Annotated in this window: 23 protein-coding genes; 1 reads left to right on the top strand and 22 read right to left on the bottom strand. The window is 47.4% G+C overall.

The annotated features are described in order from the left end of the window. Positions 1-5: 5 nt before the first annotated feature. From KP014_RS19850 to KP014_RS19935, 18 genes are all read right to left on the bottom strand, one after another. Positions 6-1,487 carry a flagellar hook-length control protein FliK gene (locus KP014_RS19850; RefSeq protein WP_090833753.1) on the bottom strand — a complete coding sequence of 494 codons (1,482 nt, stop codon included), beginning with the start codon at positions 1,485-1,487 and terminating at the stop codon, positions 6-8. A 26-nt stretch (positions 1,488-1,513) separates the two neighbouring features. After that, entirely contained in the window at positions 1,514-2,443 is a 930-nt protein-coding gene (locus tag KP014_RS19855) for a MotE family protein (RefSeq protein ID WP_051500577.1), read from the bottom strand. A 20-nt stretch (positions 2,444-2,463) separates the two neighbouring features. Next, on the bottom strand, positions 2,464-2,907 hold the full coding sequence (fliJ, locus tag KP014_RS19860; RefSeq protein WP_036603072.1) for a flagellar export protein FliJ: 444 nt from the start codon (positions 2,905-2,907) through the stop codon (positions 2,464-2,466). An 8-nt stretch (positions 2,908-2,915) separates the two neighbouring features. Beyond that, a complete protein-coding gene (gene fliI / locus KP014_RS19865) occupies positions 2,916-4,229 on the bottom strand; it encodes a flagellar protein export ATPase FliI (protein ID WP_090833785.1) in 1,314 nt (437 codons plus the stop codon). Continuing rightward, positions 4,222-5,076, bottom strand: a complete 855-nt coding sequence (locus tag KP014_RS19870) for a FliH/SctL family protein (RefSeq protein WP_036603076.1) — start codon at positions 5,074-5,076, stop codon at positions 4,222-4,224. Before KP014_RS19870 ends, fliI begins: the two co-directional genes overlap by 8 nt. Next, positions 5,069-6,085 carry a flagellar motor switch protein FliG gene (gene fliG, locus KP014_RS19875; protein ID WP_036603079.1) on the bottom strand — a complete coding sequence of 339 codons (1,017 nt, stop codon included), beginning with the start codon at positions 6,083-6,085 and terminating at the stop codon, positions 5,069-5,071. Before fliG ends, KP014_RS19870 begins: the two co-directional genes overlap by 8 nt. A 4-nt stretch (positions 6,086-6,089) precedes the next feature. Next, positions 6,090-7,676 carry a flagellar basal-body MS-ring/collar protein FliF gene (gene fliF / locus KP014_RS19880; RefSeq protein ID WP_036603081.1) on the bottom strand — a complete coding sequence of 529 codons (1,587 nt, stop codon included), beginning with the start codon at positions 7,674-7,676 and terminating at the stop codon, positions 6,090-6,092. A 34-nt stretch (positions 7,677-7,710) separates the two neighbouring features. Then, complete coding sequence (gene fliE, locus KP014_RS19885) at positions 7,711-8,022, bottom strand: flagellar hook-basal body complex protein FliE (protein ID WP_036603083.1); 312 nt, start codon at positions 8,020-8,022, stop codon at positions 7,711-7,713. A 74-nt stretch (positions 8,023-8,096) separates the two neighbouring features. After that, positions 8,097-8,543, bottom strand: coding sequence for a flagellar basal body rod protein FlgC (gene flgC / locus KP014_RS19890; RefSeq protein WP_036603086.1), 447 nt, complete (start codon positions 8,541-8,543; stop codon positions 8,097-8,099). Positions 8,544-8,549: 6 nt separating this feature from the next. Then, positions 8,550-8,957, bottom strand: coding sequence for a flagellar basal body rod protein FlgB (gene flgB / locus KP014_RS19895; RefSeq protein ID WP_036603089.1), 408 nt, complete (start codon positions 8,955-8,957; stop codon positions 8,550-8,552). 379 nt (positions 8,958-9,336) lie between these two features. Then, positions 9,337-10,740, bottom strand: a complete 1,404-nt coding sequence (gene hslU / locus KP014_RS19900; RefSeq protein WP_036603091.1) for an ATP-dependent protease ATPase subunit HslU — start codon at positions 10,738-10,740, stop codon at positions 9,337-9,339. 28 nt (positions 10,741-10,768) lie between these two features. After that, on the bottom strand, positions 10,769-11,317 hold the full coding sequence (gene hslV / locus KP014_RS19905) for an ATP-dependent protease subunit HslV (RefSeq protein WP_036603092.1): 549 nt from the start codon (positions 11,315-11,317) through the stop codon (positions 10,769-10,771). A 35-nt stretch (positions 11,318-11,352) separates the two neighbouring features. Further along, a complete protein-coding gene (gene trmFO, locus KP014_RS19910; protein WP_090833754.1) occupies positions 11,353-12,732 on the bottom strand; it encodes an FADH(2)-oxidizing methylenetetrahydrofolate--tRNA-(uracil(54)-C(5))-methyltransferase TrmFO in 1,380 nt (459 codons plus the stop codon). Between the two features lie 54 nt (positions 12,733-12,786). After that, positions 12,787-14,886: a type I DNA topoisomerase gene (topA, locus tag KP014_RS19915; RefSeq protein WP_036587972.1), complete on the bottom strand. Its 2,100-nt coding sequence runs from the start codon at positions 14,884-14,886 to the stop codon at positions 12,787-12,789. Positions 14,887-14,983: 97 nt separating this feature from the next. Beyond that, positions 14,984-16,102 (bottom strand): DNA-processing protein DprA, encoded by a 1,119-nt coding sequence (gene dprA / locus KP014_RS19920; RefSeq protein ID WP_036587974.1) that lies wholly within the window; start codon positions 16,100-16,102, stop codon positions 14,984-14,986. Between the two features lie 209 nt (positions 16,103-16,311). After that, positions 16,312-17,241: a succinate--CoA ligase subunit alpha gene (gene sucD / locus KP014_RS19925; RefSeq protein WP_036587976.1), complete on the bottom strand. Its 930-nt coding sequence runs from the start codon at positions 17,239-17,241 to the stop codon at positions 16,312-16,314. Between the two features lie 57 nt (positions 17,242-17,298). Next, positions 17,299-18,459, bottom strand: coding sequence for an ADP-forming succinate--CoA ligase subunit beta (gene sucC, locus KP014_RS19930; RefSeq protein WP_036587978.1), 1,161 nt, complete (start codon positions 18,457-18,459; stop codon positions 17,299-17,301). Positions 18,460-18,788: 329 nt separating this feature from the next. Then, positions 18,789-19,250 (bottom strand): MarR family winged helix-turn-helix transcriptional regulator, encoded by a 462-nt coding sequence (locus KP014_RS19935; RefSeq protein WP_036587980.1) that lies wholly within the window; start codon positions 19,248-19,250, stop codon positions 18,789-18,791. A 303-nt stretch (positions 19,251-19,553) separates the two neighbouring features. Here KP014_RS19935 and KP014_RS19940 point away from each other — a divergent pair, with 303 nt between their 5' ends. After that, on the top strand, positions 19,554-19,775 hold the full coding sequence (locus KP014_RS19940; protein ID WP_036587981.1) for a hypothetical protein: 222 nt from the start codon (positions 19,554-19,556) through the stop codon (positions 19,773-19,775). Here the strand turns inward: KP014_RS19940 and KP014_RS19945 are convergent. From KP014_RS19945 to KP014_RS19960, 4 genes are all read right to left on the bottom strand, one after another. Next, complete coding sequence (locus tag KP014_RS19945; protein WP_036587982.1) at positions 19,756-21,384, bottom strand: recombinase family protein; 1,629 nt, start codon at positions 21,382-21,384, stop codon at positions 19,756-19,758. The two genes, KP014_RS19940 and KP014_RS19945, sit on opposite strands and share 20 nt — an antisense overlap. Positions 21,385-21,619: 235 nt before the next feature. Next, positions 21,620-22,180: a RuvC family protein gene (locus KP014_RS19950; RefSeq protein ID WP_036587984.1), complete on the bottom strand. Its 561-nt coding sequence runs from the start codon at positions 22,178-22,180 to the stop codon at positions 21,620-21,622. Beyond that, positions 22,171-22,326: a hypothetical protein gene (locus KP014_RS19955; RefSeq protein WP_216700399.1), complete on the bottom strand. Its 156-nt coding sequence runs from the start codon at positions 22,324-22,326 to the stop codon at positions 22,171-22,173. Before KP014_RS19955 ends, KP014_RS19950 begins: the two co-directional genes overlap by 10 nt. A gap of 25 nt (positions 22,327-22,351) precedes the next feature. Continuing rightward, positions 22,352-22,594: a hypothetical protein gene (locus tag KP014_RS19960; RefSeq protein ID WP_036587986.1), complete on the bottom strand. Its 243-nt coding sequence runs from the start codon at positions 22,592-22,594 to the stop codon at positions 22,352-22,354. Positions 22,595-22,621 lie beyond the last annotated feature (27 nt).

The raw sequence follows: 22,621 nt of genomic DNA on the forward strand, positions 1-22,621 counted from the left end.
ATCCCTTATGCCTCGGCTGAGAACTGGCCTGTCAGGCTTCGGGCATTTTGTCTTTCATTAGCCAACCATTCTTTCCATTCTCCGTCGAGTTCGGCGGTAAGAATAGCATCATCTGAAGCTTCTTTGCGCTCCTTGGAGCGTCTATCGGAACCTTGGCCGCCTGCTCCCGAATGGCGCCCCTCTTGGAAGAGCTGCGACTGCTGTGAAGCATTGTTCTGTGAAACTTCCAGTTTTTCTACCTGCAGTCCTTGGGATTGAAGCGCAGCACGCAGTTGGGACATCTGGTTCTCCAGCAAATCCTTGGCTCCTGCATGCTCAGTCACGAAATGCGCGACCAAGTGACCGTTCTGCATCGTAATCTTGACATCTACTTGTCCCAGATTTTCCGGAAACAAAGATATAGTCGCCTCGGCAATCCCGCCCTTATTGACAATTTCCAGCTTGCCTGTAATAAAACCAGTCATTTCCTGCGCAAATGTATGAACCGGAACTTGCACAGTCTCTGTCTTCAGAGGAACCGTAATTCCATCTCTCAGCAAGAGCTGGCCTGCGGTAATGACTTTGCTGTCTCCTGAGGAAAAATCCTGCTCTGCAGCCATTTCGGGTAGTGCATCTGCATTTGCTTTGGAATGCTCCTTACCTTCTACGGATGTCGACGTCACTTTAAGGTCCACCATATTGCCTGAAGCCGCCTTAACATCGCCAGAGTTCGCGGCAGCTTTTCCGGAAGCGTCCGACTTGTTCGCAATAAAATCTCCAGTCTTGGAAGAACTGGTCCCTTCGGAATTATTGCTGGCGTTCTCCTTTTGGCCTTCTCGAAGCTTTCCAGCGACGGCCGTTTGGGAGGCCGCAGACTGTACAGATGTTTCATTGAAAGTCGATCCGGTTCCAGTATACGGTTCAAGGATTGCCGCAAAGCTGTTTAGCAGCGTCAGCCCTTTGCCTGCTGCATCTTTATCGCCGCTTTCTGCAGCTTGCTTAATCATGGCCGCGAGGTTATTCAGTTCATCCTGGACAGCAAACCTTGCAGTTGCGGGGTTCTGTGCAAGTAGCGTAAGCGCGTTCTCAGCCTGACCTTCCTTTGTATCAGCACCCGACAAAAGAGCGGAAACCTGAATCAGCCAGCCCTGAAGCGCCGCCAGCAGCGCGGGATCCATTTCAATCTGTTCATCCAGCTTTGAAAGCTCGGGAAGAAGTTGGTCCAACAGCTTTTGCCCGTTCACGCCTGATATTTCGCCATCCTTGTCTGCTTCGCCGGAAACCGTCGCCTTCAAAAGGTTCTGTAAAGTTGCTGCTGCCGTATCGCCTTTTGAAGCTGCAGCCATACCAGAAGACGCGCCTGCCATAGATTGCATCAGAGTCTGGGAGAACATCCCGTTTACTGTAGTGCCGATAACTCCTTCTATACCGGAAGATCCGGTAGAAGCGGCCGCTTTGACATTAAGACCTTTGCCTGAAGAAATCATTTGAAATACAAGACTCATCATTTTTCACCTCCTTTCAAGTGCAATTCTTATTTGCCGCCCATCAGGCGGTTCACAATTTTGGCAGTTACTCCATTCGTATCACTCTTGGTCATCTCGGATAATATGGAAGACCGCACACTGTCATTCACGGTAATTAGAATCGTAATCACCTTATCCGGACTGATTCCGTACATATCACTAAGCAGCTTTGCCGCTTCGGCGGCGGGCATAGAGGAGAAGGTCTGGCTTAGCTTTTCCTTGTCAAGATTGGAACTGCTGCCGTTCGAGACGCTCGTTGCCGCCGATTGTTGATTTAGTCTGGATTGCAGGGCTGCAATAGCCATATCGGAAGAATTAGCTGATTCTTTTAGCTTAATGGACACATCTGCGGCAACTTTCGGATCCATCTTTTCCAAAATGGCTGTCTTGCTGTCATTATTCATTCCGCTAAGCAGCTGAACCACTTCTTCGGTCGTCATATTTTGCATGACCGCCGCCGCTTTGGATGCTTTCATTCCCGCATAAAGCTTGGTCATTGCGGCTATCTCTTTCGCGTGTGCGTCCTCTGCTTCTGCCTGTTCCTGGCTGCTGGCTGTCTGCTGCATGTCGACAATCTGTGTTTGCAGCGCCTGTACCTGCTTGTCCTGTGCGGTTTTTTGCTCATTCAGCTGTTTTACCGTCTCTTCCTGTTCGGACAGCTTGGCCTTTAGCTCCTTAATGGTTGCTTCCGAGCTTGCCTCTTGCTTCTCCTGCTGCTGGCTATTGGCGGTATCCTCTTTCGGATCAGGCACCCATTGATTTACAAGCGGAATTTTGTTCGCTATCTGCAGCATGTCGTTTCTGAAATCCGTATTTAATAGCGTCAGCAGCACCCCAATGAGGACAAGAGTGAAAATAATCGGAATCATCAGAAACAGAAACCGCTCAAACTTGCTTGCCGCCCCATCGTTTTCAAGCTCCATATCGTTCATTGCCACTGGTGATTAACCTCCAAACGTCAGAGGGGCTTCATCGCGAAGCGGACGGTAGCCATCTCATCCAGTTCGTTTTGTTCCCGCAAATTCATATTTTGTTTAAAAATACCCAGCGCTTTTTCCCTTGCTTTCAACCAAATCTTCTCATCCAAAGCCTTTGTGTTAAGATTATCCTGTTTTCTTGAGACTTCTTGATTCGCTTGGCTGATCTCACCTTGTTTGCGGGTAATGCAGTTGTCCAAATAGTCCACGTAATCCTGCATTTCCCGGATCATCGCCATCGGTGTTCTCCGCTCTGCCGCTGCCTGAAGCGCGAGTAAAATTTCATTTCGCTGTTCCATAAGTTCAACCAGACTTTTCTCCTGTGCCTGGAGTTCCCCAAGCGCGTTTGAGAGCAACCATTCCGCCTGCGTTTTTTCATTGCCCTTCAAATCGACGACTTTCTGGAAACTATAGTGAAATCTCATTAATCAAATCAACTCCTCGAGAACTGGGAAATTAAGATTTGTTGAACTTCGGCCAGCGTTGTCTTCTCGTCAACCTTTTGTTTTGTAAAATCCCAAATGCTATCAATATAATGCATCGACTCATCAATCTGGGCATTGGAACCTCTCTGGTAAGCGCCAATATTAATTAAATCTTCGGATTCCTTGTAAACCGACATCAACCTCTTTACGTTCTCCGCCGCCTCGATTTGATCCGCAGGCGCGATATCCTTCATCACCCGGCTAATGCTTGCAAGCACATCGATCGCCGGAAAATGTCCTTTATTCGCAATGCTACGGTTAAGCACAATATGTCCATCCAATATTCCGCGTACTGCATCGGCAATCGGTTCGTTCATATCGTCTCCATCGACCAGTACGGTATAAAAAGCCGTAATCGACCCGGTTGGCCCCGTTCCTGCACGTTCCAGCAGTTTCGGCAGACTGGCAAAAACTGATGGTGTATACCCCCGCATCGCCGGCGGTTCACCGACTGCAAGGCCTACTTCGCGTTGTGCCATCGCATACCGAGTGACCGAATCCATCATCAGCATGACGTTGAGTCCGCGATCACGAAAATACTCGGCGATAGTCGTAGCAATCAACGCCCCTTTGATCCTAATCAGTGCTGGCTGGTCCGAGGTCGCTACGATTACAACCGATCGCTGCAGACCCTCCGGACCGAGGTCTCGTTCGATGAAATCCAGAACTTCTCTCCCGCGCTCACCGATTAGTGCAATCACGTTTACATCCGCGGAAGTACCCCGGGCGATCATACCCATTAGTGTACTTTTACCTACGCCCGAGCCTGCAAAAATACCGACCCGCTGCCCCTTGCCAATCGTTAGTAGTCCGTCGATCGCCCGGACTCCAATGCTGATCGGTTCCTGTACTCTGGGCCTGCTAAGCGGATTAGTTGGGATATTGAAAGTTGAACTGTACGGCATGCGAGCCGGTATGAGCGAACCGTCAAGCGGCTGTCCAAGACCGTCGAGTACCTTGCCGAGCAGTTCAGAGCCCACCTGCACGTTTAGCGGTTTGCCAGTGCCGACCACATCGCAGCCGGGTCCGATCGCCTGCAGTTCGCCCAGCGGCATAAGCAGCACCTTGTTATCGCGAAAGCCGACGACCTCCGCCTTGAGCGGTCTGCTGCCTTTGGCAGGATAGATATAGCACACGTCTCCTATGCTGGCATCCGGCCCTTCCGATTCGACCATCAGCCCGATAACCTGAGTTACCTTGCCGTTAATTCTGACGGGATCGATACTGCGAAGCTGTACTTTGTATCTCTGGGTGTCAAGCATTACCTTCCCCATTTCTCTGCCCTTCATTATCCAACGCCACCCTGACCAGTTCCTTCTTGATCTCCTCAAGTTGGGTGTCGATCCTTGCGTCCACGCTTCCAAGTGAAGAACGAATCACGCATCCATGGTCCTTCACCGTCGAGTCGGGTAAAATCTGAAGTTCCGCCTGCGAATCAATGGCCAGAGTAAGTTCCTCACGTGCCGCGTTAACAAAAGCGAACTGCTTAGGATTTACACATAGAGAGATGACTCCCTGCTCCCTCTTGCGCGCCAGGTTCCTCTTGATGAGATCAATGGTAAATGCCGGCTCAACCGTCAACTGCTTCTCCACAATTTTCTCGGCAATGTCGCAGCTCAGTTCAACGAGAAAAGGCTCGGCTTCCTGAATGATCATATCACGCGCTTTATAGGCTTCTAATAGAACGGCTTGAGCCTCTCCCATTACCTTCGCCAGCTTGGCCTTCATTTCTTCCTCAGCCTGAAGCAAACCCTCATTGTATCCCTTACTAAAAGCCTCTGCTTTAACCGCTTCGGTTAGGTGTTCATCCTGCTCCCTGCGACTCCGCCACCATTCTTCGGCTTCGCTGTGCGCTCTCTCGATGATGTGTTCAGCCTCAAGAGAGGCACCCCGCACCTGTTCTTCGGCAAACTCCTTTGCGTCGCGCAGCATTTGTTTGCATGTCTGCTCGGCTGCCTCGCGAGCGGGATCGCTATATTGCGATTGCGTTTCGCCGTTTTCCCCTGATTGGATTTCTTCTTCGGCTAGACCGGCATGCTGCCGGGCCAGCTCCAATCTCTTGAGTGCTTCAACAGGAACATATTGGGAGTGTTTGATCAACCTAGACAATAATGTCATCTCCTCCACCGCGGGCTATGATGATTTCACCTGACTCTTCCAGCCTTCGAATGGTACTCACAATACGGGTTTGGGCTTCCTCTACATCACGAAGCCGCACCGGGCCCATGTATTCCATTTCTTCCCGGAATGTTTCCGCCATGCGTTTGGACATATTTCGGAAAATGACATCGCGGACTTCTTCACTCGCAACCTTAAGCGCAAGCTGCAAATCCGCATTCTCGATATCGCGGATAATGCGCTGGATGGAACGGTTGTCCACATTGACGATATCCTCGAATACGAACATCCGCTTCTTGATTTCTTCCGCCAGTTCAGGATCCTGAATTTCAAGCGAATCCAGAATAGTGCGCTCTGTCCCCCGGTCGACGCCATTCAGAATCTGTACGATCGACTCGATGCCGCCAGCATTCGTATAGTCCTGAGTAACGGTCGCGGACAGCTTTTGCTCCAGTACTTTCTCAATCTGGGAAATGACCTCCGGAGAGGTGCTGTCCATAACAGCAATTCTTCTAGCTACCTCAGCCTGCTTCTCCTGCGGCAGAGAAGAAAGAATTGCAGCCGCCTGTTCAAACTGAAGGTACGAAAGCACAAGGGCGATGGTCTGCACATTTTCATTCTGAATAAAGTTCAAAATCTGATTAGGGTCCGCCTTGCGCGCAAAATCGAATGGTCTGACCTGAAGCGTCGCCGTAAGACGGTTGATAACTTCCAGCGCCTTCTGTTGCCCGAGCGCCTTCTCTAAGATTTCCTTGGCATAGTTGATGCCGCCTTGCGAAATATATTCCTGGGCCAGACAGATTTGATGAAACTCAGACAAGATCAATTCCTTCTCACCGCTGTCAACCTTGCGGACGTTAGCGATCTCCAGCGTAAGCTGCTCAATCTCCTCGTCTCTTAAATGCTTGAAAATTTGCGCCGAAACTTCCGGCCCTAATGTAATGAGCAGGATTGCAGCCTTTTGACGGCCGCTAAGCCCCTGCTGTGCAGCCTTTGCCATTCGTTCACCTCTGTTCGTCTGCTAGCCAGGTGCGCAGCAGATTTACGAACTCTTCCGGCTTTTTCTTAGCCAGGCTCTCCAGCTGCTTACGCACTTGACTCTCGTTCGTTACGCTCTCCAGGTTAATGGACGGGAATTCGGTTGGCACCTGGAGCGGAACCTCTTCCTCTTCTTCTTCCGCATTATTGCGGCGGCGTCGATAGATGATATATCCCACGCCCGCTCCAACCAGCAGTGCCGCCGCGGCGATCGCCCAAATCATCCAGGTTGCAAGTCCTTGAGATGCGTCAGCTGCAGCTTGGGTGCCAAAAGGTTGAGAGTAGACCGAAACTTTCTTATTCAAGTCAGCGTCAGTATATACAACCCCTGAATCGGCCAGGGAAGCTCTGACTATATTGACCAGAATATTCTGAATGGCAGCTGAAGTGGTCTGATCCAAAGTTGTTTGACCATTTGGTGGTTCAACCGCAACATTAATGGTTAAATCTTTTACAGTATATGGACTAGCAATGATGTCTCTCGTAATTCGGTTCACTTCAAAATTTTTTGTCTCGGACGACTCCTCAGATGAAGTGTTTCCGGAATTCGCGCTGGTCGGATATCCTTGTACATCACCTGCCCCGGTTCCCGCAACTCCACCGTCCGTACTGCCCTGTCCTGAGTACGTATTACTAATAATTTGGGAGCTGATTACGATCCCTTGCATATTTTCGGCGTCTACAGGCTCAACCCGGTCTTCCTTCCGGGTCTCTTTGTCGAAGTTCAGCTTGGAAAAGACGAGCACATCGACCTTATCGGGCCCAGTTAGCGTGCTGAGAAACGCTTTTACATTCTTTTTCACTTCATCCTCGAATTTCTTCTGAAGGGCGAAGTTTTCTTCAACTTGGCTGGAAAAGCCGGCTTGTCCGCCTTTTGCCGTCGGCATAAGCTCGGTTTCATTATTCGTTATTGTAATATTATTAATAGGCAAATTGGGCACAGCCGTCTTAACCAGATTGAAATAGCCATCGATATTATCCTGGGATGGTCTGAAGCCGGGTTTAAAGCTCAATACCACGGATGCCGAAGCCTTCTCCTGGTCATCTTGGGTGGCAAAGACCGTTTCCTTTGGCAGATTGACGAGAACCTTAGCGTCCTTAACTCCCTGCATCCTGCGAAGAAGCTGCTCCACTTCCCCATTAAGAGCGTTATTGTACTTTACATTAAATTCGTTGTCTGTTGCTCCTATCATAGATGAGCTTTGGTCAAAAATCTTATAACCGATTGAACCGTCCTGAACAATCCCTTGCGATCCGATATCTACTTTGGCGCGGGCTGCGTCCGCACTCGGAACGGAAATACTTTGACCGTCTGGACTTAACCTGTAACTGATGCCAGCTGATTCCAGATAATTTATTACTCCGGCGGCGTCCGTACTGTCCAAATCCTGAAAAGCAACCTCATACTCGGTCTTGGTAAGCTGCATCGTCGCTGCGACGATGATGATTATAATGATAAACAGCGTAGAGAAGAAAAGTATTTTCTGCCTGACGCTGAATCTATTCCAATACTGGGCAAGTTTATCCCTGTACTGGGCGAATCTTTCATTCACAGTGTCACCCCATCCGAAACTAAGCTAGGATTATTTAGATCTGAGTTCTCATAATTTCCTGATAAGCTTCAATAACCTTGTTCCGGACTTGGGTCGTCAGCTGCAAGCTCAGCAGAGCCTGCTGTGAAGAAATCATCGCTTCATCCACATTCACTTCTCCCAGGACAAACTTGTTGTTCATGTCTTTCGCGGTTTGCTCCTGAGCAGCTACTTGATTCAGGGCATCCTCAAGATAAGATCCGAAGCCTTTAGTAGTGTCCGAAAGACCAGGCGCAGTTTGCGTCTCTGTCGTCTTCATTGCAAGCGGCCGGATGCTTTGCGCACCAATTGTCAAATTCTGTATCAAGGTTTCTCCTCCTAGAAATCAAACGCTAAAATGTACTGAGCCTTGCAGTCACTATAGAAGATTTGTACTAATACTTACTTTCCGATTTCAAGTGCTTTGGAAACCATCGCTTTGCTAGCATTGAGCATGGTAACATTCGCTTCATAAGAACGGGATGCGGAAATCATATCCACCATTTCTTTCGTTACATCCACATTGGGCATATATACATACCCATTCTCATCAGCGTCGGGATGTGTTGGATTATATATCGGTTTGAGAGGTGAGGAATCTTCTATAATGGACCTGACACTCACGCCCTCCGAACCGCCATTCATCTTGGAACTCAGAATATTGGAAAAACTGTCGTTCTGTTTCGACTCCAGCACCACTAGCTTGCGCCGATAAGGCACCGCTTTGCCGTCGACCACCGACGCTCTTGTCGTTTCCGCATTGGCTATATTGGACGAGATTACGTCCATCCTCAGCCGCTGTGCGGTTAAGGCAGAGGCACTGATTCCAAAACTGCTGCCGAAATTCATACCTCATTATCTCCCTTCAGTTGCCGTTCGCATCATTGAAATTTGACTGTTCAAAAGTTGAACGTAAGAACTGTACCGGAGTTGGTTCTCGGCACTAAGCGCCATTTCGCGGTCGATATCAACATTATTGCCGTTATTGTTCATAGACGTACTCTTATCAGTCCGGATAACCGGTGAGGGCACATTGCCTGTCAGTCCGAATTGAATATGACGGGGGTCCGTCACTTTGGCTCCGAGCTTAGACTGAAGTCCTCTCTCTTGCTCGCGTAGAAAGCTCTCGAAAGAGACATCGGAGCGCTTGAAATTGGGTGTATCGACATTTGCCACGTTATTAGCAAGCGCGTTTTGTCGCATGTTGGCGGCGTCAATGCCCTTTTGCAACCGTCGGAAACTAAGAGTATTCAGCAAACCCATAATTATCCCCCTTCCAAAGCTATCATAGTGAAAAGAATTCCACAACTCTTTCTAAAAATCCTTCCCATTCGACAATTTTTGATTAAAAAATGTTCAATCCTAAACAAAAAACCAAGAAAAATGCTCGACATTATGAGACATAATTGAGGTTTTTTTTAGCATATATTGATTCTCATAGAATTTGTATAATATTACAATAAGAAAATAGCCCTATCTTTTAAAATTAGATAGGGCTATAATCATTTTTTATCTATATTTTCCCATTTAATGTTCAAAAAATCCTTAAAAGCTCCATATATTCCTTCAAAATTACTTAATTTGGGTTTTAATTATTTTTTATCTGATACTTCTTTCCTAGAAATCTTCCATTAAAGGGCAGTTACAAAATATACTGACTTAAGTCCCGATCCTGAGCGATGCTTGCGAGCTTCTCACGGACGTATTCGGGCGTGATCACCATTTTTTCGAGTGTAAGCTCGGGAGCCTCGAAGGAGAGGTCTTCCAGAAGCTTTTCCAAAATGGTGTGCAGACGGCGAGCTCCGATATTCTCCATATTTTGATTAACCGTCGCCGCAATTTTCGCAATTTCGTAAATAGCGTCGCTCTGAAACTCCACTTCGATATTTTCCGTAGCGAGTAAATTGGAGTATTGCTTTGTCAGCGCATTTTTCGGCTCGGTGAGTATGGATACGAAATCTTCAAGGGTCAGGCTGCTGAGTTCAACGCGAATGGGGAAGCGCCCCTGGAGTTCAGGAATCAGATCGGACGGTTTGGCGACGTGAAAAGCTCCCGCTGCCACGAACAGTACATAATCGGTCTTCACGGGGCCGTATTTCGTCATCACGGTCGACCCCTCGACGATCGGTAAAATATCCCTTTGTACGCCCTCGCGTGAAACATCGGGACCTCCCCCTTTGCCCTGGCTCGCCACTTTGTCAATCTCATCGATGAAAATAATGCCCGATTGCTCCGCACGCGCTACGGATTCCTGGATAACATCATCCATATCAATCAGCTTGTTCGCTTCATCCTGAATGAGCACTTTACGCGCCTCGCGAACTGACAGCTTGCGCTTCTTGGTCCGTTTGGGCAGCAGATTTCCGAACATCTCCTGCATATTCATACCCATCTGGTCGTTGCCCTGTCCGGCGAACATATCCAGCATGGTCGGTGTGGTATCTTCGACATCGATTTCAATGATATCGTCTTCAAGCTGTCCGGCAAGGAGTTTAAACCGGATTCCCCGGCGGCTTTCATTCAAGAAAGCATCGCCTTCCGAATCATCGGCCTTCGCTTCCTCCTGGCCGCCATTCCCGCCAAACAGCATCTCAAACGGATTGCGCTGGGCTTTATTCTTAGAGGCAGAAGGGGCGAGAATACGTACGATGCGTTCATTGGCCAGTTCTTCCGCACGGTCTTTCACCTTTTCGGTACGCTCAAGCTTGACCATTCGGATCGCGGTCTCCACGAGATCGCGAACCATGGACTCCACATCACGTCCTACATAGCCGACTTCAGTAAATTTTGTGGCTTCCACTTTGACGAATGGAGCATTCACCAGCTTGGCAAGACGTCTGGCGATCTCGGTCTTGCCTACACCCGTAGGCCCGATCATCAAGATATTCTTCGGTACGATTTCGTCACGCAGTTCTTCAGACAGCTGGCCGCGCCGGTAGCGGTTGCGCAAAGCGACCGCCATTGATTTCTTGGCCTGCTTCTGGCCGACAATATACTTATCCAGCTCGGCTACGATTTGCCGGGGCGTAAGCGATTGATTCGACATCTTGATTTCTCCACCTCTCTGGCGGGCATTAAGCCTGCAATTGTTCGACGATAATATTGGAATTCGTATATACGCAAATTTCGGACGCGATTTTAAGCGCTTCCTTGGCGATATCCGCTGCGCTGAGATCCTTGGCATGCCGCTTCAAAGCTCTGGCGGAAGCCAGTGCAAAGTTGCCGCCGGAGCCAATGGCAAGCACATCATCATCCGGCTCGATAATTTCGCCTCCGCCGGAAATCAGCAGCATTCCATTCTTGTCCATTACGATCAGCAGTGCCTCCAGTTTGCGCAGGACACGGTCCTGACGCCAATCCTTAGCCAGCTCAACCGCGGCGCGCTGCAAATTACCGTGATGCTCTTCCAATTTGCCTTCAAATTTCTCAAAGAGGGTGATTGCGTCGGCAACCGAGCCGGCGAATCCGGCGATAACCTGCCCTCTGTATAATCTCCGCACTTTTTTGGCGGTTGTCTTCATAATGACACTTTCTCCAAAGGTAACCTGTCCGTCGCCTGCGATTGCCGCTTCGCCATTATGCCGTACGGCGCAAATGGTCGTTGCGTGAAAGCTGGGAATCATGCTCTTGCCTCCTTCAATTATGCTCCGAAAATGCTTCAGGTTCTTTGCAGGGGCTCGGAACCGATATGATGTGGCAAACCCGTACGGTCCGCGAACCCTGCCAGACTTTCCAATGCGCGATGCGCAAGAAGTTCATTCTTCTCCTTTTTGTTTCGGATTCTCCGTTCAGGCTTCGGCAGAAGGCCAAAATTGGCGTTCATCGGCTGAAAATGCTTTGAATCGGCAGTTGTAATATATGTCGGCATACTCCCAAGAACGGTATCCTCCGGGAATACAAGCGGCTCCTCACCAAGAGCAAATCTAGCGGCATTAATTCCGGCTATCATACCCGAGGCCGCAGATTCAACATAGCCTTCCACACCTGTCATCTGGCCAGCAAAAAACAGCCGTTCCCTTCCTTTCATCTGATAGGTCGGATGCAGCAGCTTCGGCGAATTGATGAAAGTATTGCGGTGCATAACACCATAACGGACATATTCCGCATTTTCAAGACCCGGGATCAACGAAAAGACCCGCTTCTGCTCGCCCCATTTCAGATGGGTTTGAAATCCTACGAGGTTATAGAGCGTTCCGGCAGCATTGTCCTGTCGCAGCTGAACGACGGCAAAAGACAGCTTGCCTGTATGGGGATTGACGAGTCCCACCGGCTTCATTGGCCCGAACAGCGCCGTCTGCTTGCCGCGTTTCATCATAATCTCGATCGGCATGCAGCCCTCGAAGTAAATTTCCTTCTCAAAATCCTTGAGTGCCGCCGTTTCCGCAGAAATAAGCGCGTCGTAAAATACGTCGAATTCCTCTTCCGTCATCGGACAGTTGAGATAGGCAGCTTCACCTTTATCGTAACGGGAAGCCAAATATACCTTGCTCATATCGATCGAATCCTTCTCGACGATCGGAGCCGCCGCATCGTAAAAGTAAAAATACTCCTCACCCAGCAGCGCCTTGATCTCGGAAGATAATGCCGGGGATGTCAACGGTCCGGACGCGATCACAACAATCCCTTCCTCCGGTATATGCGTCAATTCCTCATTTATAACCTCGACAAGCGGATGCTCGTGCAGCGCCGCTGTAATTTCGCCAGAAAATCCGTCGCGGTCAACGGCTAGTGCGCCTCCCGCCGGTACGGCATGCTTGTCGGCGGAGCCCAGCACCAGGGAGCCAAGCCGCCGCATCTCCTCTTTCAGTACGCCAACCGCGTTGCCAAGTCCACTGGCTCGCAGCGAGTTGCTGCATACGAGCTCGGCGAATTTATCCGTATGGTGGGCCGGCGTCTTTACGACGGGCCGCATTTCATATAATTTAACAGGCACTCCCCGCGATGCGATCTGCCAGGCCGCTTCACTTCCGGCAAGGCCCGCGCCGATAACCGTAACCGGAGCGGGGCTGCCTGCTGTTTGCTTAGCTGTATCCGTCAACTTTTACACAACCTCCATAAGTCTTTCTTGCTGAATTAATAAATGTAGAGCTATTTATTCCGCCGTTTCCTCGTCGCTGTCCTCTATAGCCTCGGTATGGTCGCATGACGTACACTGTAGACGGGCTCCTTGTTTATTCCGTTTCTCGACCATCCACGAGCCGCACTCCGGGCACGGTTTGGAAGACGGTTTATCCCAGGAGACAAAGTCGCACTCGGGATACCGGTCGCAGCCGTAGAAGACGCGTCCCTTCTTGCTACGGCGTTCAACAACTTTTCCTTCGTGGCATTTCGGGCAGCCTACCCCGATATCCTTGATAATAGGTTTTGTATTCCTGCAGTCGGGGAAGCCCGAACAGGCTAAAAATTTGCCAAAACGACCCAACTTGTAAACGAGCGGCTTGCCGCATTTCTCACAAATTTCGTCGGAAACCTCATCCACGATCTCGATCTCTTTCATTTCCTCTTCGGCCACTTCAAGACGCTTCTCGAAGGAATTGTAAAATTCGGCAAGCACCTTTACCCAGTCTTCCGCGCCTTCTTCCACATGGTCAAGATCGCCTTCCATATGCGCCGTAAATTCTACATCAAGGATTTCCGGGAAGAACTGCTCCATTTGTTCGATAACCAGTTCCCCTAGCTCGGTGGGCATGAATTTTTTCTCTTCAATGGCGACATAGCCGCGCTTCTGAATCGTCTCCAGCGTCGGAGCATAGGTGCTTGGGCGTCCGATTCCCAGTTCCTCCAGCGTCTTAACGAGACGCGCTTCCGTATAACGGGGGGGCGGCTGAGTAAAATGCTGTTTCGGCTCGATTACCTGCGAAATCAGCTTATCTCCGGCCTCCAGCTGAGGCAGGTACTTTTCCTCTTCCGTTGTGCCGTCATCGTTACCTTCTACATACACCTTCATAAAGCCTGGAAAAGACACCTTCGAACCGACGGCACGGAACACAACTTCGCCGGCCGTAATATCGACAGACAGCGTATCAAGCCGGGCCGAAGCCATTTGACTGGATACAAAGCGTTCCCATATCAGCTTGTAAAGCCGGAACTGGTCGCGGCTGGTAAATTCTTTCACAGCGTCCGGTTCACGCAGCGCCGAGGTTGGGCGGATCGCTTCATGCGCGTCCTGTGCTCCGGCAGCCTTTTTAGAGTATTGACGCGGCGTTTCCGGCAGAAAATCCTCCCCGTATTTGCCGGAGATCAGCTCTTTTGCTTCTTCCTGCGCAGTCGCTGAAATCCGCGTGGAGTCTGTACGCATGTACGTGATAAGACCAACGGTTCCTTCTTTTCCGAGCTCTACACCTTCATACAGCTGCTGGGCGACCGACATCGTCTTCGCAGCCCGGAATCCGAGCTTGCGAGCCGCCTCCTGCTGGAGGGAACTGGTTGTGAATGGAGCTGACGGATGACGCTGTCTTTCCTTTTCCTTCACTTCGCTGACGATGAAATCAGCGCCTTCAATCGCCTTCATTACTTCCTGTACGTCGCTCTCGCGCCCCAGTTCCTTTTTCTCGCCATTTATTTTGTAGAATCTGGCGTCGAATACGGAATCACGGATACCAAGTTTGGCGGTAATCGTCCAGTATTCCTCCGGCACGAATGCCGAGATCTCATTCTCCCGGTCCATAATGATTTTAACGGCTACCGACTGCACACGTCCGGCGGACAGCCCCTTTTTGACTTTCTTCCATAATAAAGGGCTGATTTTATAACCAACGAGCCGGTCAAGAATGCGCCGCGCCTGCTGGGCGTTGACCAGATCCATATTAATTTTACGCGGGGTCTTGAAAGCATCCTTCACAGCCTGCTTCGTAATTTCGTTGAACACGACGCGACAGTCCTGCGTATTGTCCAGTTCAAGCGCATGCGCCAGATGCCAGGCAATCGCCTCTCCTTCGCGATCCGGGTCAGCTGCCAGATAGACTTTCTTTACTTTTTTGCTTGCGTCTTTCAGCTCTTTGAGCACCGAGCCTTTGCCGCGAATCGTAATATATTTGGGATTAAAGTCATTCTCGACTTCTACTCCAATCTGGCTTTTGGGCAAGTCGCGAACATGTCCCATTGATGCCTTTACGATATATTTGCTGCCCAAATATTTGCCGATGGTCTTCGCCTTTGCAGGCGACTCGACAATGACCAAAGAATCAGCCACACAATCGTCCTCCTAAAAGTTTGGTCTGCATAGACTTCATTGAATTTCTTCGCAAAACTCGATTCGGAAGAATACGCTAAACCCTCAAACTTCTCTATTATATAACCTTATATACTGCGCCTGGTAAGGATGTTACCGCTTTTTTTATGATTAAAGATAACAGAACGGAATGCAAATGTCCAAAATCCAGACCGCTTTTCTCCAACAGCTCATCCAGAGAACAAGGTCCCTGATGCAGTATATCGTATAGGCGGGACTCGTCACTTGTCAAATTCTTTTCACTGCATAGCATCCCAATTCCGTCGTTCCCGGCCACCCGATCCGGTGAAAGATCCGCGGGCTCAGGCAGCAGAAAGGCGTATTCCGTTATGATGTCGGCTGCACCTGACACAAGTGCCGCTCCCTGCTTGATCAGTTCGAGCGCTCCCCTGCTTTTGGGGGAAGTAATGGGTCCGGGAACGGCAAATACATCCCTTCCCGCTTCAAGTGCGGCATCCGCTGTGATCAGAGAACCGCTGCGGCTGTCGGCTTCAACGACGACGGTTCCTAGAGTAAGCCCGGCGATAATCCGGTTGCGCTGGGGAAACAAGCCGGGATGGCTTTTGGTGCCGATCGGATATTCGGTGACCACCAGGCCTTCGCGAGATATCCGCTCCAGCAGTTCGCGATTCTCCGAAGGGTATATTTTTTCCATCCCGGTAGCCATGACAGCCACGGTTCCTCCTCGCTGCCCCAGCGCTGCTTCATGACAGATACTGTCGATACCGCGAGCCAACCCGCTGACAACGGCAAGGCCGCTTGCAGCCAACTCCTCGGCGAGAACGGCTCCAACCTTGCGGCCGTAAGCCGTTGGAACGCGCGTCCCGACCAGCGCAATGCCGGGTCCATGCAGCAGTTCAGCCCGTCCCCGATAGTATAATACCCAAGGAGGTTGGGATATTTCCTTTAGCAGCTGAGGATATTGATCATCGAATATGGTAACCATCGATACATGGGCCGATTCCATGAGCAAACGGCGCTGTTTTACCCAATCCGGGGTCAGAATTTTCGACAGCTTTGCCGACATTCCCGGCGTTATGCCGATTCTCTCCCAATCCTCCACCGTACAGTCAAACGCCTGTTCCGACAAAAATCCCGCTTTGCGAATTTTGTCGATGCTCCTCCAGCCGATGCCTTCCACTTCATGCAAACCGAATAATATATCCCGATTGTTCATAAACAAACTCTCCCTCATTATAGAAGGCACACGCCCTCCCTATTTTGTGTCACTCACTGCGTAAACGCAAAAAAGCAACCTTCTATTCCCTTGAAGAGAATAAAAGGTTGCTTACCTTTGTTATTATTATACACAATTGGACGGTTAGCGGAAGTACCGTTTTGACAGGGAACAGTGACCCGAAAACATTCCGCCGATTCACAAAGAACTTAATGCGTCGTGCAAGCGTTTAGAATTCCCCTGTCTTCGAGCACGCTAACCAGAGTAGAACCCATTTCGGCTGGTGTCGGAGCAACTCTGATGCCGCAGGCTTCAAGAACCGCGATTTTCTCGCTCGCTGTACCCTTACCGCCCGAAATAATCGCGCCAGCATGACCCATACGCTTGCCCGGTGGGGCTGTCTTCCCCCCGATGAAGCCGACTACCGGCTTGGTCATATGATCACGAATCCATACAGCGGCTTCCTCCTCGGCCGTTCCGCCGATTTCTCCGATCATGATGACGGCCTTCGTGCTGGGGTCATCATTAAACCTTCTTAGAATATCGATAAATTCAGACCCCTTGACCGGATCACCTCCGATGCCAACCGCCGACGACTGCCCAATGCCTCGGGTTGTCAACTGATGAACCGCTTCATAGGTCAGCGTTCCGCTGCGGGAAACGACGCCGACATATCCCGGCATGTGGATATAGCCCGGCATAATGCCGATTTTGCATTCCCCAGGCGTAATAATTCCCGGACAGTTCGGACCGATCAGCACGGTTGAGCGGCCTTCCAGGTAACGCTTCACCTTGACCATATCAAGCACGGGAATTCCCTCGGTAATGCAGATTACAAGATCGAGTTCGGCATCCACCGCCTCCATAATCGAGTCGGCCGCATAAGCCGGAGGCACATAAATAACGCTGACGGTTGCGCCTGTCGCCTTCTTGGCCTCGATTACCGTATTGAATATAGGCAGACTTACCGTTTTGCCGTCATTCAGTGTTATTTCAAATAACGTGCCTCCTTTTCCCGGGGTAACGCCGCCCACCATCTTCGTGCCGTACTCTAGCGCACCTTTCGTATGGAACAAGCCCGTCGAGCCGGTAACCCCCTGCGTGATGACTTTCGTATTTTTATCGACAAGAATGCTCATCCATATTCACATCCTATTCCTTTTTGTAAAGTACAGGAAATCGCGGCAAATCTGTCGTTACTGCACCAGTGAGACAATTTTCTGTGCTCCGTCAGCCATGGAATCCGCCGAAACGATATTCAGTCCCGAACCGGACAAAATCTGCTTGCCCAGCTCCACGTTAGTGCCTTCAAGACGGACAACGAGCGGTTTGGTCAGCCCCAGCTGCCGGGCCGCCTCCACCACTCCGCTGGCAATCACATCGCAGCGCATAATCCCGCCGAATATATTGATAAAAATCCCTCTCACCTTAGAGTCGGACAAAATAATCTTGAACGCCTCGGTTACTTTCTCCACTGTCGCGCCGCCGCCCACATCAAGAAAGTTGGCCGGTTCGCCTCCGTAATATTTGATAATGTCCATCGTTGCCATCGCCAGCCCTGCGCCGTTGACCATACAGCCAATATTGCCGTCAAGCGCGATGTAGCTGAGATCATACTTGGAGGCTTCGATTTCCTTCTCGTCTTCCTCGTCAAGATCTCGCAAATCCTGAATATCCTTATGGCGAAACAACGCATTGGAGTCAAAATTCAGCTTGGCGTCCAGCGCCAGAACGTTACCGTCCTTCGTAATAACCAGCGGATTAATCTCGGCAATTGAGCAGTCTTTATCCACAAAAGCGGAATAGAGCGCTTGCATAAACTTGACCGCCTTGCTAATGAGATCATTTGGGATGGAAATATTGTATGCCAGCCTGCGTGCCTGAAATACCTGCAGCCCCACCGCCGGATCAATGGTTTCTTTAAAAATCTTCTCCGGGCGCAGGGCCGCTACTTCTTCTATTTCAGTTCCGCCTTCTTCGGAACCCATCAGCACGACACGCCCCGTTCCCCGGTCGACGACAAGGCCGATGTAATACTCCTTGGCGATCTGGCAGCCCTCTTCGATGAGCAGCCGTTTTACTACTTTGCCTTCCGGACCCGTCTGGTGCGTCACCAGTGTCTTGCCGAGAATTTCTCCGGCATATGAGCGGACTTCATCCAAATTCTTTGCGATCTTAACGCCTCCGGCCTTTCCTCTGCCGCCCGCATGAATCTGCGCTTTTACAACGGCAACGGGGCTGTTCAGCTCCTGAGCCGCCACCACCGCTTCCTCCACGGAAAAAGCCACTTTCCCATTCGGTACGGTTACGCCGTAACTTTTAAGTACTTCTTTTCCCTGATACTCGTGGATATTCATTCCGGAAGCCTCCTAAAGTGTAGCGGAACCCGCAGGCAGCCTGCAGCCTTTCCGCTTTCCGTATTGATTACCGCTTGATCGGGTATGGTCCGGTTCAGCATCCTGAATTCCCGTAAGCGGGCAAAAAGGTCCAACCTGGAAAACCGGCAGGCTGCCTTCTTCCTGCAAGTTGACAATAAGGTTGCAATGCCAAATTTGGAAACCCAGAATATTGTATCATGTTTTTAAAACGCTTACCTCATAAATCTTTCATGGTTTATACATACATTTTCGCATGGTTTCATACCGAAATGCGAACGATTTCATTGACAAAATGCTTGTTCATCCGTTCAACAGCGGGAATTTGCTTGATGTACCCTGTTCAATAAACTGCGGAACTGCAGAAGAAGATCTCCGAATTCCTCTTTGGACATCTTCATCCCTTCCACCATTACGCCCGGTATTTCCTTAGCTCTATCCTGAAGCGCCCAGCCTTCGTCGGTTGGAGAAATCAGCACTTTGCGCTCATCCTCCTGCGAACGCTCGCGTATAATCAGACCGGCTGCTTGCAGACGCTTCAGCAGCGGGGTCAGCGTACCGGAATCAAGGTACAAGGCGGCGCCAATCTCCTTGACGGCACATTGCCCTTTCTCCCAAAGAACAAGCATGACAATATATTGGGAATACGTAAGGCCGAGCTTATCGAGAAAAGGCTGATACAGCTTCGTAATCTCGCGCGAGCAGGCATAGATTGTGAAACAAAGCTGATTATCGAGCAGCAGCTCTTGAATGGTCGTTGATTTTTGTGTCATAGGTTCTATTCACCTGCTTTCTTTCCTCAATTTTATCATAATTTGCAGTTTGAATGTTAATTGTAAAAAATCATTTGACTTTAATTTTATTAGTGTTAAATTATTTTGCATAAAATGTTAATTCATCGGACATGCAGTTGGTTGGCTGCTCAGGAAAAGTTTCGATTGGCAATGGCTATTGATTTGCACCTGGATTGATTTATATAATGGATGCATATCAATATTTTCGGAAAATGGGGAAGCACCTCTTTACTGAAGTCTTGCGCACATGATGTGCCAACTTTTGGAGAGAGGTGTTTTGTTATGTATGGAAAAATGCACAGTGCGTGCCTGTACGGAATTGAGGGCGTAATGATCGGCGTTGAAGTGGACCTCGCAAACGGCTTGCCGCAGACTAACGTCTGGGGATACATTGTCCGGAAAATAGATATAATAAAACCATCCAAAGACCAATATTTCTATCAGTTTTTGGATGGTTTTATTATAATTTCAAAAGTATTTATTGTTATTGAAAATCATGCATAATACCAGCAATATTTTCAAATACCTTAAATCTGATTTCTAAATGAGCTTTTTTGTTATTATCTTTATCTCGATGAACCCGTATGTTGCTTATCTGATCTTTTATTTCATGAACAGTATATTTATCTTTTATTTCAAGATTACTTAAGTCAGTTACTGTATTCTTTAAGCGAAGTATTTCTTCTTCTAGTTGATTATTATCCATTGATTTCTCTTTAATTTCAATAATTAATTTACTAACTTTCTCATCGATTTCTCTTTGCAGTGTATTTAAATAATCCTCATCAATATTCCCTTTAACAAATAGAACTGCCAATCTATTGTTTTCTTCATTTAATAGCTTTAATTCTTCCCTTAAATTTTCTACCTCTTTTACACTTTGCTGATTCATCCTTTTTTTGATTTCGGTTATTTCATCTTCGATCTTTTCTATATTTTTATTTTTATCTTTTAATATTGCATCATAAAATTTCCCGTCTGCCAGCACTCTAATAGTTTCTTCGATTTGTTTAAGTGATACATTAATGTTTTGACAATACTTCCGACCCTTATATTTTTTGGTTCTGCAATTATAAAAATCGTAACCGGTTCTTGCTTCTCTATTTTTAGTATAATTGCAGCCACAACTACCACATACTATCAAACCGGAATATTCACTTAGTCCATTATAAATACCAACACGTTGTTTATAGTGAAGTTTACTTCTTCTAATTTCAATTGATTTTGCAAGTAATTCCGGTTCTATTATTTGAGGAATTCTATCTTTGGTAATAAGCCACTCAGATTTTGGTTTATATGTTGCATAACTCTTAGATGTGAATACCTTTGGTGAATCCATTTTGTTTCTAACTAAATCACCAGTGTAGGCAACATTTTCAAGTATGCGTTTAATAGATTGTGGAACAAAAGACTTTCCGCGTCTTGTGAATATATTATTATCGTTAAGATGCTTTATGATTTTTCTAAAACCGTAATTATGATTTACATATAAATCAAAAATTAATCTAATGTTGGTAGCTTCTTCTTCAATAATTTCTAAGGTGTTTGTGTCTTTAATATACTTATAGCCGTAAAAGTTATCCGTAGTATGAATTACTCCCTTTTCAGCCCCCATCTTTTTTCCCCACAGAACCTTCTGCGACCTATCCTTAGATTCATTTTCAGCAGCAAGTAAAAAAAATCCGATTATCATATCGTTTGTCATTTGTTCTGTAGATAATCCAAGAGAAACAAAATCTATATGTACATTTTTTTCCCTTAGTTTAGTAACGAGTTCAAGCCCTTCTGAAGCATTTCTTGAAAATCTCGATACATCTTTTATTAATATCCGTCTAAATCTAGGCTCTCTGTTGCTAACGTATGCCTTGATTTCTTTTCTATGAATCTCAATGTCTAAACCAGCATCTGCAAGCATCTCTTTAAAATACTCTCTTTTTTTCCAACTGGTTGCTGAAAGCCCTTGATCAGCATAGATACGGTAAAGTTCATACTTACCACTTTTCTCTGTTTTTTCTTCAAAATAGTAAGTTTGATTATCTAGTGAGTTTAGTTGGCTTTCATGTTCTGTGCTAACCCTACAATATGCACAAACTGGTATTTTTTCAGTTATCAACCCAAGCTCCTCCTTTTATTTATTTTCACTTTTAATTATATATGATAAATATAAATAAAACCAGTCTAATTAGACTGGTTCGTAGTTTTATAGTAATATGTATCCACTGTTCCTACTACTGAAAAAGAAAATATGTCTTTTTTATTTTGCTTGATAGAGTTATTTAATTTATTCGGTTCTGCGTCAAATATTGTTTTCTCATTAATGAAATTCATTTTATTTTTTTTCATATGTATTAGTTGCCCTCATCTTTCTTCTTATTAGACCTCTTCCTAATTGCCTTCTTCTTAATCTCCGTCTTATTCCATTCAATCAAATTGTTCTTAATCAAATATGTAAGAGCAATAGCAAATGAATCTGATTCATCTTCATTGGCAAACTCAACTTCTGGATAAACTTTATGTATTGTTTCTTGAACATATTTTTTTGTTGCGTCACCACGACAAATACTTTCCTTCACACTTTTTGGAGGATAGTATGTTTGTGGGTAGTTATAGAATAGATAATTAATTAAACCATGCACCCTAAAGATTACTTGTGTTGCAGTATTAAAACGGCTATAACCGCGTTCAATTGCAACTTCACAAGGTGGATATAGTTTACCTATTTTTATTATTTCGTCTGCCATGTATTTAAGTTTCTGCCCATGTGTCGCTGATTTTTTGAGGTGTGAAGTTGAAATACTTGTAACTAACACAGGTGTTCGCAAATCTAAATCAAAAATTGTTAACCCGGTGGATTCCATAGACAGATCGAAAGCATAAAGGTAATGTTTGAACTCTTTGTTTACAACCATTGCTTCATCGTTTCCAATCGTTCGTCCATTGCTTTTGTTTCAAACTCAACCAATTCTTTATATTTACCTTTTTTAATGAAGCCTCTCTTCTCGTACAATTCGATTCGTTTAAGCATATGTATTTTCAATTCTTCTACCAGTGCCATATTATGTCCAACTAAATTCAAACTCTCACTCCTCAATAATTTCATCAATTGTCATTGTTCTTGCATCAACTGCTTTTTTAATACATGAGCAATCATCGTGTACGCATACACCGTTTAAAATATCTAAAATCTCCTTCGCCATGACCTCATCAATAGATACAGCTTCACCACATCCAGCACAAGTTGAATAAATCCTCACCTCCTTTTCTTGTGCGTCTGGAAAGCGGTAGTTGTGGTAATCAGAAGTGAATCGTTCAAGGCTTGTCATAATACTGATACCCGTTTATTTTTATTT

Source organism: Paenibacillus sophorae (genome assembly GCF_018966525.1).
Classification (GTDB): domain Bacteria; phylum Bacillota; class Bacilli; order Paenibacillales; family Paenibacillaceae; genus Paenibacillus_AQ; species Paenibacillus_AQ sophorae.